Source organism: Pseudomonas sp. GM55, assembly GCF_000282395.1.
Lineage (GTDB): Bacteria > Pseudomonadota > Gammaproteobacteria > Pseudomonadales > Pseudomonadaceae > Aquipseudomonas > Aquipseudomonas fluorescens_CC.
On record NZ_AKJJ01000150.1, the window covers coordinates 20,001 to 32,450 of the forward strand.

A 12,450-nucleotide genomic window follows, 5' to 3' on the forward strand; every position below is an offset into this window, starting at 1 on the left:
CACCGCGATTGGCGCAGCTCTTGCAAAGAACGATTTGCGAACGTCAGCCACACCGGCGCGCCCCGAGGGATACAAGATGAAAAACACACCTGACATCAAGTCGCTTGGCCTTTTCAGGAAACCGGGCATCGCCGCTGTGATGCTGATCAACATCAGCCTCGGCAACGCCAACGCCGTACCGCTTGACGATGTCAGCCAGCCGCCGCCAACAGATCCTTCGGCGTATACCAACCCGCCGGCCGACCCCAAGGCCGCGCTGGATGCCATACTGGCCATGCCACCCGCCAACCAGGGTGCCATCGCCCTGCCCAATGGCGCCTTTGGCACCCGCAACACCACGACAGCGACCGACAACGTGCTGCCACCAGCCCTGCAGACGTCCTTCAAAATCCCCACCAATGGCAAGCCCAGCCCATTGTTCGGGGCGCAGCCGTACACCCAGCAACTGCTGCTGTTCGAAGAATTCGGCACGGAAAAACTCGACCCTTCACTGCCGGCACCGCCCATGACCTTCCCGGTTCCGCTCGCTGGCCCGGCGCCCACGCAGGACCCGAACAACATCGCCCGCAGCGGCCCTTCACCCTCGGCACTGGAAGCCTTCATGCGCCAGCCCGGGCTGTACCCGTTTCCGTCGCAGTACTCCAACGTGCTGGACCGCAACCCGTGGAAAGCTCAGATCGAAGCCTTCCTCAACCGCCATCCGGTCGGCTCGCCGGCCGAAGGTCGTCCGCCAGGAAAAGGCTGGTCGCACCAGCGCTGGAACGAGTTCTACCCACAGGTCGCCTTCAAGACCGCGCAAGCGGGCGCCCAGCCCAACAGTGGCATGCGTGACCGCCGCCAGTTGCACAACTACGCCGTCGGTGAGTTCGGGCCTGGCGGGCTCTACAACCAGACCTCGGACGCTCCAATCATCGCGGGCACCACCAAAGGCATAAATACCCGTTTTCACCCCAACATGCCGATTCAGAACCACAAGTCGCTCTGGACCTTCGACGGCACCTTTCCGGCAAAACTGTTGATGGTACGCTACGGCCAACCGACGCTGATGCGTCACTACAACGCTCTGCCGATCGATCCGTCGGCCAACATGGGCTTTGGCCTGCACACCCTCACCACCCACGAACACAACGGCCATTCCCCGGCCGAAAGCGACGGCTTTGCCAATGCGTTTTTCTTTCCGGGGCAGTACTACGACTATCGCTGGCCGATACAACTGGCCGGCTACGACACCATCAACACCAAGGCTGAAGATCCGCGCGCGGCGTTCCCCTGCGCCCCGGGCGAAACCCTGTATGTCAACGATGCCACTCCGGGCCTGAAGACGTGCAACAACGGCAGCATCAAGATCCGTGGCGACTGGCGTGAAACCATGAGCACCCACTGGTTCCATGACCACATGAACGAATTCACCGCACAGAACGTCTACAAGGGTAACGCGGTGATGATGAACTACTACAGCGCCCTGGATCGCGGTAACGAAGCCTTGGAAGACGGCGTCAACCTGCGCCTGCCCAGCGGTTCGGCCCTGCCCTGGGGTAACCGCGACTATGACGTCAACCTGATGGTGGCCGACAAGGCCTGGGACGCCAATGGCCAGCTGTGGTTCAACCCGTTCAACACCGACGGTTTCCTCGGCGATCAGATCCTGGTCAACTGGCAGTACCAGCCGCGCCTGAATGTGCGCGCACGCAGCTATCGCTTCCGCATCCTCAATGGCTCGGTGTCGCGCTACTTCAGGATCGCGCTGGTGCGTGAAGTCGCCGGCACCGGTGGCGAATTCCCTGGCCCGGCAGGTTCAGGCGTGTCTTATACCCGCGTGCCGTTTCACTTGATCGCCAACGACGGCAACCTTATGGAACACGCTGTGCCGTTCGACGGCAGCATGGATCTGGACGGTGACGGCGACATGCAGAACCACAACGCCATCCTGCCCACCATGGGCATCGCCGAGCGTTACGACATCATCGTCAACTTCGCGAAAAACGGGATCAGCGTCGGCGACAAGCTGTACTTCGTCAACCTGATGGACCACCAGTCCGGCAAGGGTCCGGAGGCTACACCGCTGAGCCTGGCCGATGTGCTGTCCGGGAAGTACAAAGCGGTGCTCAAGCTGGGCAGCAAAGGGCTGGAATGGGACAACGGCGACCCGGCGGTGGGCAAGTTCCTGCAGCTGGTGGTCAAGCCTTATGCCGGCCAGGACGTGAGCATGAACCCCGCCGACTACGAACCCGCCAAACCGGGCAAACCGGCCGGCAAGGTCATGATCCCGCTGACGATCAACCGCGACGATCCGGCGATGCAGGCCAAACTGAAGGTGGCGCGGCATCGCGAGTTCATTTTCGGTCGCTCCGACGGTACCGACACAGCACCCTGGACCATCAAGACCGACGGTGGTTTCGGCTACCCCATGGACCCTCGGATCATCAGCGCCGCTCCGCAACTGGCCAACGGCCCGACCGATGCCGGCTTCTCCGGCGACGGCACCCTTGAGGTGTGGAAAATCAAGAGCGGCGGCAACGGCTGGAACCACCCGGTGCACGTGCACTTCGAAGAGGGGATCATCCTCCACCGCGATGGCAACCCGCCGCCAGAATGGGAAAAATGGGCGCGCAAGGACGTCTATCGCATCAGCGAGGGCATCGACAGCTCGGTGGATGTGGAAATGGCGATCCGCTTCCGTGAATTCGCCGGGACCTACATGGAGCACTGCCACAACACCCAGCACGAGGACACCTCCATGCTGCTGCGCTGGGATGTCGAACACCCTGGCCAGTTCCAGTTGATGCCAACGCCCCTGCCCGGCTGGGATGGCGTCAACTACGTCAACTCCGCCGCGCTGCCAACCTTCCGCACTGGCGATACCCGTGCCAACGATGGCGATAACAAAAACCCGATCGCCAACCCCGACAGCGCCATCAGCAACAACGGCCAACCGCTGACCATCAACGTCCTGGCCAACGACAGCGACCCTGACGGTAACGTGCCACTTAAAGTGGTGGGTCTGGCGCAACCGGACTCCGGCAAGGGCACGGTCAGCACCGATGGTCTGCGCGTGACCTACACACCACCGGCCACGGTCCCCGCGCCGTTCACCGCGACCTTTACCTATAAGGCCGCGGATACCAAGGGTGCGGAGTCGGCACCGGCGACGGTGTCCGTGGCAGTCTCGGCAGCGGTCGTCGAGAACCTGATCGTCACCAGCGCTACCGTCACCGCCCGCAGCAACAGCCGCTACTACTGGGTCCTGTCCGGCACCACCTCGCGTGGCACGGGCAATACCATCACGGCGACTGCCACGACCACAACCGGTACGGTGAACCTTGGTACCGCCACCCTGACGCCTACGGCGACAGGCGCGAGCTGGCAGATAGCGGTGACGACCGTCGGCAGTGGCCCGTCGCCCAGCCCGACGGCGACCATCAAATCGGCCTTTGGCAAAACCGTTACAGTACCGATCGTGGCACGCTGAGTTACAACCTGCTTAGCGATGAGGGCCTCATAGGTTTTTGAGGCCCTTCTGTTGCGTCGACCGGTTGAATCCACAGCCAGAAGGAGACATTCGTTTGCGTCGGGATGCCCCCTATCCAGTCGTCAGGCATTCAGCACTGTTGAGACGGTCGCATATGAACTCGATGAACCGCTGGGTCTTCGCAGGAAGCAGCGGTATTTCGGTCAGTGCGTAGACCGAGATGCGAGTGCGAGTGCGAGTGCGACGAGATGTGCCACATCCTCGAAGGTACCGTGCGCCTGACCGATGCGGACGGCGTGGCGAAGACCTTCGGGCCGGGGGATTCGTTCGTGGTGGCGGCGGCGGGATTCAAGGGAACCCGGGAAAACATCACGCCGGTGCGCAAGGTGTATTTCACTCTCGGATGAGTTCGGTCCGGGCGGATAACGATGACAACTTTGCCGTCGCCTGCCTGGGCCTGTCCTGTCCTGTCCTGTCCCGGCTCCGGGTCCGCCACCCGCGGATCGGACTTGCACCCGGCCCTGGCAAGCCGGGACGACGCCTCGTGCGAGCAATCAGGCCTGCGCCTCGCCGGGGAATGCCGGCAGCCCGTACGTCAACGCAAGTCCCAAGGCCGGTTACAAGGGGTATAACTATCAGATCAAAAGGCGGGTCACCCGGAACAGGCCCTCCAAAGGTAGCGCCCGGGCCAGGCGCCCCAGACCTGATCGGCGCCTGCGGCGCGGAGCGATGTGATGAGTTCCAGAGCATGGCGATGGGCTCGCAAGAGCCTTCTTGGCTGCATCGAGCTGGCCTTGCTGGTCGCTCCACTGTGCGCCAGCGCCATGTTCAAGTGCCAAGCCAGGGACGGAGCCATCAGCTACACCAGTCAAGCCATCGCCAGCGCCCGCTGCACTCGCCTCAATGGCATGGCGGACGCCGGTGTCGGCGCCAAGGCAATGGCCTTGCCACGGGTTGTGCGGGACGACGACTCAGGCGCGGTGCGGATTCGGGTGTGGACCTTCATCTACAGGGGTAAACGTCAATATGTGAGCCGGCGCCCCGTCGGGATTTCCGCAAGGGTCGATGTCCTTGAGCTCTATTACATCAAGGGCTGCTATCTGTGCATGGCGCCGAAGGATTTCAAGGTCGCCTCACTGCGCCTGGACACCCATTCCTATCGGCGGGAGATCGAAGCCGCTTCGGGCCATTATGGTGTCGACAGGGCGCTGGTCCGCGCAGTGATACATGCCGAATCGGCGTTTCGCCCCAACGCCATTTCCGAAGCCGGCGCCCAGGGGCTGATGCAGTTGATGCCCGCCACCGCCGAGCGCTTCGCCGTGGACGATCCGTTCGACGCACGACAGAACATTCGTGGCGGCGTGCGCTACCTGGCCTGGCTGCTCAAGCGCTTCAACGGCAACCAGATGCTGGCGTTGGCAGGTTACAACGCCGGCGAAGCGTCCGTGGTCGAGTACAACGGAGTGCCTCCCTACGCCGAGACGCAATCCTACGTCACCCTCGTGCAGTCCTTGACCGAACGCTATCGCAACCATCGCGAGTACCGTAGGGCGCATAACCCGGAACAGGTAATACGCCGGCCCCTCCACGGCGGATAATGCTGGCGCTTTATCCGCCCTACGAAAGCAATCAGGTTCCGCGCTTGATCAATACGTCGGGCGGGGAATCGCTCAAGCGAACTTCCACGCTCACCGGTAGCTATCGACCCAGGCTGTGTGAAAACGTTTTAGAGCAGGTTTGACAGTCAGGACTGGAACGAAAATCGCGTTCCTACGCAAATTTCCGGTCTGCTGATGAACCAAACGCCGACAGAATTTACGTAGCAATGCAGACTACGAAACGGTGCATGCGTTTTCACACAGCCTGGACCCATAGCGGCCCTCCGTGAGGGGCAGAAATCGGCCGATTCAGTTGAAAAAGTCGACCATGGTTTCCGCAGCAGAAAAGTATGCGTCCGAGATTGAAACCTTTACTTTCGGCAGAGGCTTCCCGGACTCAGATTTCACGTAGCGGTGTGCAAAAAAGCGTTTCAACCAGTCAATGACCAGGCTGTTTGGGCGAACCGACTTTTTCAACAGAATCGGCCAGAAGCGGTCGGTCGCTCAAAACACTTAAAAACCACTGATTGCTAAAGTAATCAGGATCCGAAAATAGCTCACTCGGTCGAAGGGACGGATGCTTTACTGCCCAAGCGGATTAGTTCATTGGAGAAACACAGGCCGACGATGATCAGTGCCGCTCCCGCGTACAGGCTTTCGCGCGGTACTTCATTGAGCGCCACAAACGCCAGCAGCGCGGCGAACAGTGGCTCGGTCAGCTCCAGCGCTTGCACTTGGGATGGCTTGAGATACTCGATGGCCTTGGTGGTGCAGAAGAAGCCCAGGATTGTCGGCAGCGTGGCCAACGCCAGCAGCGCGGCGATCGCCAGCGGCGACAGCTCGCCCATCGCGAAACCATCGGCCGCAGCCGGCATCAGCAGGTACAGGCTGCCAAAGAACAACAATTGTCGGGTGAAGTGCAGCCCCCCCGACACACCCATACGCTTCATGGCAACCGAAAAGGCCCCATAGCCGCAGCCGGCCATGGAGGCGAGCGCAGCACCTTGCAGGGTAAAGCCCTGCTGCAGGTCGCCGCCGAAGATCACCGAGATCCCAGCGATAGCCAGTGCGGCACCAACGGTAGCGTTCGCGGTGATGGCATCCTTGAGGAAAATGCGCCCCAGAATGATCGAGGAAATTGAGGCACTGGCCATCAGCACCACCACCACACCTGCCGCAGCGTAGTGTCGATAGGCGGACGTTTCGAAATGGAACAGCACAAAGATGCCAAGGAATGCGCAGATAGCCGCCTGAGTCCATTTGGTCGACGCCGCCGGGCGCTTGAGGAAAAACAGTAAGATCGAGAGAAGCACGCAACCAAGTACGGTCTTGATGACAGCGACACTGCTAGCGGTAAAACCATTACTCATGAGTACTTTGCTGAGTACACCGATCGTTGCGTTCAGTGCCGCAGCGGAGAGTGCAAATATGACGCCTTTGCTGAAAGTAGATTGCATTGATGACGATCCCTGTCGCTGAATTGTCGTTCGATAGAATGCCGCCCTATATCGACGGCGCAAAGTTTGAGGATACGAAGATCCCGCCAACCCCAGTATTTATTGTGGCATAAGCGCTGGATCGGCCAGTAGGATGCTATGCGCCTTCTTGTCGTCGACAAGGGAGGAGTCAGAGGACCTAGCCCTTGGCTATGTATGAGTTGACGAACGTTGCAGTGTGCTGCAAAGACTGACGTATATCCGGTTTGGCTATTCCATGCCTGTTGGCAAATTGCTCGACCGCCGCTGTATCAAAACGAGTGGTCTGGATAAAGTCCAAGGCTTCGGGTTTTGTATTCAAAAACCGCGCGACGGGAGGAATACTCAGTAGCAACTTCAGCAATCGGAGTGAAATGTAATGCTTGGGAGACTTTAAGCCCAAAGGTTGTGCCACCTGTACCAAGAGTTCTCGCAAGTTGGGAGTTTGGTCATCAAGCGCCAGCAGTTCCTGGCCCACCATGGCAGGATCAAAAGCACAAACCGCCACCAGTTCAACCAGGTAATCCACAGTGACCAGTGGCAGCCAGTGCTCGGCGGTACCGGGCACTGCAGTCAGCTTTCCCTGCACAAGGTTGCGTATCAGCTCTACCAGCGGCTGACCGTCAAGGATATGCCCCGTGCGGCTGTGGCCACAAACCGTCGCAGGGTGGACAACGGTAATCTCCCCGCCCTTGGCGGACATGACCTCCAGGGTCGCAAAATGCGCCTCCAGCTTGCTCCCCTCGTAACCACCGACATGTCGGTAGACGGCAGGCCAATTCGTCAGCTCCGGATAACGAGGATCAATTCCGATGCGTTGCAGATGCTCATGATTTTTCAGCATGTAGCCGCCGAGCATCACCAACCGGCTTTTTTGCTCAGCCGCCAACAGCGCCACGCGCTTTGCCCCTTCCACATTCACCGCACGAGAATGCTCCACTGAAAGCCCCCAAGCGAAGTGGGCGCCCAGGTGGAATACGACTCTGGCGTGCCTTAGCACTTCTCGGTCAGCAAGACTCAGCCCGAGGTTGTCCCGTTCCAGATCGCCAGCTACGGCAAATACCCGGGTTGCGCACCCTCCCAAATTGTCGACTTGCTCCCGCAGTGCAGCTAGTCGCTCTGGGCGACGCATCAACACCCGAATGGTGTGGCCTTTTGCACTTAGGTACGCCACCAAATGTTGACCGATGAAGCCGGTCCCCCCCGTGACAAAGCACTCCACGCTCATTTCCCTGCTCCTTGTTTAAGGTGAGAAATCAAGCGTAAACTATCGACCTAACTCTATAGTCAAGCGGTGTTTTCATGAAAATCGGCGAAATCGAGGCCCGCAGCGGCGCCAGCCGCCATACGCTGCGTTACTACGAGCAAATCGGCCTGATCTCACCGCTGCGGCAAACTAACAAATATCGCGTTTACACAGCGCAAACTCTACAGGATCTGGACTTTATCCAGCGCGCGCAAAGCATGGGGTTTTCCCTGGGGGAAATAGGCGAGATTCTGGATGCGCAGCGGAATAAGCTGATCGATTGTGCTGACGGCGCGAAGCTGATTGAAAAGAAGATGGCAGAAATCAAACAGAAAATCGCCAACCTCCAAAGCATTTATCGGTATCTGGATGAAGAGCGTGCAACCCTCGAAGCCAGTGCTGCCAAGCAACTTGAGCTTCAGCAGCTGAGCAACTCTTCCACCCATTAAACCAACACGTTTTCCCGGCGCATCTCGGTGACCATTCTTGGCCGATTTCTTCCTGTCACGATGGGCAGAAATCGGCTGTGGATTCAACCGGTCGATGCAACAGATTGGCTAAATCGTTCCGCTTTGCACATCACCGCAAACCCATAGCTTTTGGCAAAACACGCTCTCTAGCGCGAAGCGGTGATCCCTTTGTTCACCCGTGATTTAACGGTATGTTGAAGTCCTCAACTCAAGGACGACCCATGGCCATCCACGCACCCACCCCCACGCAAAAACACTTGGCAGTGTTAATCGACGCCGACAATGCCCCCGCAGCAATTGTCGAAGGTTTATTCGAAGAAATCGCCAAGTACGGTGTCGCCAACGTCAAGCGGATCTATGGCGATTGGACTGGCCCTCAGTTGGGTGGATGGAAAAAGGTGCTACTCGACCATTCGATTCAGCCTATCCAACAGTTCGCGTACACCAAAGGTAAGAATGCAACAGACAGTGCCTTGATCATTGACGCAATGGACCTGCTGTACACCCGACGCTTCGACGGTTTCTGCCTGGTATCGAGTGACAGTGACTTCACCCGCCTCGCTTCGCGGTTACGAGAAGAAGGATTGACGGTCTACGGGTTTGGTGAAGGAAAAACCCCTAGACCGTTCGTGTCGGCCTGCGACAAGTTCATCTATACCGAATTGCTGCGCGGTGAAGTGCTTGTTGCTGCAAGCAATGGACATGATCGACCCGAACCCGAACCACCCGCCGGAATCGAGGCCGTCAAAGTCGCCAGTACGCCCGAAGTAAAAAAGCTACCCAAGGCACCAGTAGGTTTCATCGCAAAGATCTTGGATGACATTGCCGACGAGGACGGCTGGGCTCACTTGGGTGCGCTGGGCACCAACATCAGCAAATTGAGACCTGAGTTCGACCCTCGCACCCATGGTTATAAAAAGCTCAGTGAATTGATCAAGGGGTATCCGGATACGTTTGAACTGCAAACTAGAGGAACGTCGGGAGTGGGTGGTTCAATACTCTATGCCCGGCACCGACAGCCGAGCTCGAAGCACCCGACACCAACGACCGCTCTTGGCTGTGGATTCAACCGGTCGATGCAACAGATTGGCTAAATCGTTCAGGTGGTCGTGGAAGACAGAAATAGGCCAGGAGCGGAAAGTGGGCTCACCAACAATAATTGCCAATTGCCAGCATCGTCGATTCTACATGCTCTGGCTCATCTATAAGGGGCCCCGCCGGCACTGGAGTTTCCTTCCTACTCTTATGTGATGCCTCGTACACCGGGCTCGCAATATCGCCCGATGATCTCGAATAATCGATGGCACGATGTAGCGAGGTAAGGTTCAGGCGCTGTGGCAACCCCGAGCAACAGGCCAGAGGAGCTCCCGGACGGCGTCGCGAACCACGCTGACAAAGGCGATGGGGCCATGCCAAAGGTCATCGCTTCCCGAACGATTTGCACGTCGGGTGCGCCGTCGGGGAGTCTGAGAAGTACAGCCAGGCCTGCCTTGACCCACTCTGCATCGCGCATTCGTAACTGCTCGCATAGCGCGTCACGCTGGGCGCAATACAGGCGCTTGAGCCGACGGATACGGCGAATGTAGTGGCCATCACGCATAAATTGAGCCGTGGCGAGTTGAATGACGGGTGAAGGCGCGGGGGCAAGCGTCGTAGCCACCTCGGAGAACGCAGTAACCAGTTCGGTTGGCGCTACAACAAATCCAAGTCGCAGCCCCGGGCTCACAGTCTTGCTGAAAGAACCTATGTGGATAACCCGTTTGCCCTCGTCCAAAGACGCCAAGGCAGGGGCCGCCCTGCCTTCCAGTTGCAGCTCGCTGAGGTAGTCATCTTCGATGATCCAGGCGTCGTTGGAGACCGCCCATTCGAGCAGTTGAAGCCGTCGCCTCAATGACAGAGTCGAGCCCAAGGGAGCTTGTTGACCGGGGGTCAGGACGGCTAATGCAGCGTCCGCGGCCTTCTCGATTCCGTAGTCCACATTGAGGCCTTCGGCGTCCACCGGAATCGGAATGACATTCAAACGAGCGAGCTCCAGCCCCTTGCGGGTAAGAAAGAATCCGGGCTCTTCCATCCAAACTTTCTTACCGTCCAGACCTAACACTCGCAGTGCAAGTCCTAAGCCGGAGCTGTATCCCGACGTGATGAACACCTGCTCAGGGAAGCAGTGGAGGTTTCTGGAGATGGAGAGATAGCCTGCAATCTCTCGACGCATCTCATATTCCCCGCGAGGATCGGGATAGATCAGTGACGAGAAAGATCCTGCTTTCAACAGATTGGACGAGCGCGCACGTGCGAAAAGCTTTTCCAGGCCATCAAACGCTGGAATGCCGAGCTGAAAGATCGCGGGTCCAGTGTTCACCCGCTCATAGGCGCTCATAAAAGCTCCAGGCTCCGGTGGTGCCGGTTGAGCCGTCGCTGCACGGGGGCGTGGCGCCACTCGTGTGCCCTTTGCTCCGAACGTTTCGATCATTTGGGCGTCGGCTAATCGTTCATACGCCGTTTGAACGGTCCCGCGCGACACACCAAGGTGCGCGGCAAGATCCTGCCACGAAGGCAATCGAGTACCTGGTGTGAGTAGGCCTGACTCTATTGCCCTGCTGATACTCATACGAATTTGCTCTGACAGGGACAGCTTTGCTGTCCGGTCGAGCTGAATTTGCAGGTCTGAATTCATATTCTTGGTACACACAAAGGTAGGGGATCTTGGTTCTTTTATTCGTACCATCGACAGTACAAGATTTAAAGACCAAGACGGAGCATCTTCCCCGTTCAACCATAGGAACCATCATGACCAACGCCGTCATCGAATGTATCGTGAGTCGCAGTGCCGCCAAGTATTACGACCCTGCCGCCACTTTGAGCGACGACCAAATCCGTGAGTTGGTGCGAATCGGCACCACGGCACCAACATCCTTCCATATACAGAACTGGCGCTTCATCGCGGTACGTACGCCTGGAGCCAAAGCCCGGTTGAGTCCTATCGCCTGGAATCAGCCCCCGATCACTGAAGCAGCCGTTACCTTCATCATCTGCGGCCAACTGGCCGATTCCAGCGTCATACCGGAACGCCTTGCACCGCTGGTGGAAGCGGGCGTCATGCTCGCAACGATGGTGCCGGATTGGGAACTCCCTGCACGCGATTTGTATTTAGAGCACCCACAACGCCAGCGCGACGAGGCAGTACGCACGGGCACCTTCGGTGCGTCGGCGATCATCTATGCCGCCCGCTCGCTAGGCCTGGGTTCGACGCCGATGATCGGTTTCGATGCCGAAGCGGTGGCCCGCGAGTTCGGACTGGCTGAAAACGAAGTGCCGGTCATGTTGTTGTCTATAGGCGCGGAGCGTCCAGGAAACTGGGCTCAGAAGCCGCGCCGTCCGCTGTCTGATGTGTTGGATCTCGTTTAACTGTTAATAAACCCAGCAATTTACGGAGACTACAATGCCTAGAAGTGCAGTTCTTAAGCCGGAACAAGTGCCGGCCGATTCGAAACCGACTCTCGATGCGTTCACGAGGAACATCGGGTTCACTCCAAACATGATGATGACCTTCGCGCAGAGTCCAATCGCTTTCAACTCATGGGCTACTCTGCTCGGCTCCTTGAGCAAAGCGCTCGATGTGAAGACGCGTGACAGTATCGGCCTCGCAGTCTCCGAAGCGAATGGCTGCAACTACTGCCTGACGGTTCACAGTTTTACGGCCGAGCATATGGCCAAGCTGTCGGCCGATGAAATCATTCTCGCTCGGAAGGGTCATGCCCCCGATCCGAAGCGCGACGCTGCCCTCCAGTTCTCGCACAAAGTCATCGAGTCTCGAGGCAAGGTCAGTGACGCTGATCTGAAAGCCGTCCGCGATGCGGGCTACACCGATGCGAATATCATGGAAATTGTCGCGCTGGTGGCCATGTACTCCCTGACGAACTTTTTCAATAACGTGTTCGATCCCGAGAAGGACTTCCCTGCCGTTACGCCGGCTGGCTCGATCTGAGCTCTATCCGCTCGCATCGACCATCTCCCAAGAGGTGTCATCTGATTCGAGCATTACGCAAAAGCCTGGATGCCCCCAAGAAAGAGTGTTGGGAAAGCGTCCAGGCTTTTTGTATGTACCCTGGACCTTTCCCTAACGTCAGCTTCACGCCCTTCGTGACAGGCAGCAACCGGCCAGAAACTGTCGTCCGTGCCCAGTGAATCCACA

The 12,450-nt window shown here is 58.3% G+C and carries 10 protein-coding genes; 7 read left to right on the forward strand and 3 right to left on the reverse strand.

Annotated features, from left to right (window positions below; translation table 11 throughout):
• Positions 1 to 76 precede the first annotated feature (76 nt).
• The 3 genes from PMI31_RS28575 to PMI31_RS28585 all read left to right on the forward strand — a co-directional run bounded on the left by PMI31_RS28575 (position 77) and on the right by PMI31_RS28585 (position 5,067).
• Positions 77 to 3,469: an Ig-like domain-containing protein gene (locus PMI31_RS28575; protein WP_008023512.1), complete on the forward strand. Its 3,393-nt coding sequence runs from the start codon at positions 77 to 79 to the stop codon at positions 3,467 to 3,469.
• Positions 3,470 to 3,675: 206 nt separating this feature from the next.
• Complete coding sequence (locus tag PMI31_RS28580; RefSeq protein WP_043302728.1) at positions 3,676 to 3,876, forward strand: cupin domain-containing protein; 201 nt, start codon at positions 3,676 to 3,678, stop codon at positions 3,874 to 3,876.
• A gap of 327 nt (positions 3,877 to 4,203) precedes the next feature.
• Positions 4,204 to 5,067, forward strand: a complete 864-nt coding sequence (locus tag PMI31_RS28585) for a lytic transglycosylase domain-containing protein (RefSeq protein WP_008023516.1) — start codon at positions 4,204 to 4,206, stop codon at positions 5,065 to 5,067.
• Between the two features lie 557 nt (positions 5,068 to 5,624).
• Here PMI31_RS28585 and PMI31_RS28590 read toward each other — a convergent pair.
• Together PMI31_RS28590 and PMI31_RS28595 are read right to left on the reverse strand one after the other, a co-directional pair.
• Complete coding sequence (locus PMI31_RS28590; protein ID WP_008023518.1) at positions 5,625 to 6,524, reverse strand: DMT family transporter; 900 nt, start codon at positions 6,522 to 6,524, stop codon at positions 5,625 to 5,627.
• 178 nt (positions 6,525 to 6,702) lie between these two features.
• Positions 6,703 to 7,770, reverse strand: a complete 1,068-nt coding sequence (locus PMI31_RS28595) for an SDR family oxidoreductase (protein ID WP_008023520.1) — start codon at positions 7,768 to 7,770, stop codon at positions 6,703 to 6,705.
• Positions 7,771 to 7,844: 74 nt separating this feature from the next.
• Between PMI31_RS28595 and PMI31_RS28600 the strand changes: the two genes are divergently transcribed.
• The gene (locus tag PMI31_RS28600; RefSeq protein WP_008023521.1) at positions 7,845 to 8,237 is read left to right on the forward strand and encodes a MerR family transcriptional regulator; all 393 of its coding nucleotides are present in this window, start codon (positions 7,845 to 7,847) and stop codon (positions 8,235 to 8,237) included.
• 242 nt (positions 8,238 to 8,479) lie between these two features.
• Positions 8,480 to 9,352 carry an NYN domain-containing protein gene (locus PMI31_RS28605; protein ID WP_008023523.1) on the forward strand — a complete coding sequence of 291 codons (873 nt, stop codon included), beginning with the start codon at positions 8,480 to 8,482 and terminating at the stop codon, positions 9,350 to 9,352.
• 149 nt (positions 9,353 to 9,501) lie between these two features.
• Here PMI31_RS28605 and pdxR read toward each other — a convergent pair whose 3' ends face one another.
• On the reverse strand, positions 9,502 to 10,983 hold the full coding sequence (gene pdxR, locus PMI31_RS28610; RefSeq protein WP_338010038.1) for a MocR-like pyridoxine biosynthesis transcription factor PdxR: 1,482 nt from the start codon (positions 10,981 to 10,983) through the stop codon (positions 9,502 to 9,504).
• Positions 10,984 to 11,045: 62 nt separating this feature from the next.
• On the opposite strand from pdxR, the gene PMI31_RS28615 reads away from it, so the two are divergent.
• The gene (locus PMI31_RS28615) at positions 11,046 to 11,663 is read left to right on the forward strand and encodes a nitroreductase family protein (RefSeq protein WP_008023526.1); all 618 of its coding nucleotides are present in this window, start codon (positions 11,046 to 11,048) and stop codon (positions 11,661 to 11,663) included.
• Positions 11,664 to 11,697: 34 nt separating this feature from the next.
• Positions 11,698 to 12,243, forward strand: coding sequence for a carboxymuconolactone decarboxylase family protein (locus tag PMI31_RS28620; protein ID WP_008023527.1), 546 nt, complete (start codon positions 11,698 to 11,700; stop codon positions 12,241 to 12,243).
• Positions 12,244 to 12,450 lie beyond the last annotated feature (207 nt).

Excerpts from the sequence above, each read along its gene's own strand:
- PMI31_RS28575 (WP_008023512.1), top strand. The coding sequence starts at position 77 with ATGAAAAACACACCTGACATCAAGTCGCTTGGCCTTTTCAGGAAACCG.
- PMI31_RS28585 (WP_008023516.1), top strand. The coding sequence starts at position 4,204 with ATGAGTTCCAGAGCATGGCGATGGGCTCGCAAGAGCCTTCTTGGCTGC.
- PMI31_RS28590 (WP_008023518.1), bottom strand. The coding sequence starts at position 6,524 with ATGCAATCTACTTTCAGCAAAGGCGTCATATTTGCACTCTCCGCTGCG.
- PMI31_RS28595 (WP_008023520.1), bottom strand. The coding sequence starts at position 7,770 with ATGAGCGTGGAGTGCTTTGTCACGGGGGGGACCGGCTTCATCGGTCAA.
- PMI31_RS28600 (WP_008023521.1), top strand. The coding sequence starts at position 7,845 with ATGAAAATCGGCGAAATCGAGGCCCGCAGCGGCGCCAGCCGCCATACG.
- PMI31_RS28605 (WP_008023523.1), top strand. The coding sequence starts at position 8,480 with ATGGCCATCCACGCACCCACCCCCACGCAAAAACACTTGGCAGTGTTA.
- pdxR (WP_338010038.1), bottom strand. The coding sequence starts at position 10,983 with ATGGTACGAATAAAAGAACCAAGATCCCCTACCTTTGTGTGTACCAAG.
- PMI31_RS28615 (WP_008023526.1), top strand. The coding sequence starts at position 11,046 with ATGACCAACGCCGTCATCGAATGTATCGTGAGTCGCAGTGCCGCCAAG.
- PMI31_RS28620 (WP_008023527.1), top strand. The coding sequence starts at position 11,698 with ATGCCTAGAAGTGCAGTTCTTAAGCCGGAACAAGTGCCGGCCGATTCG.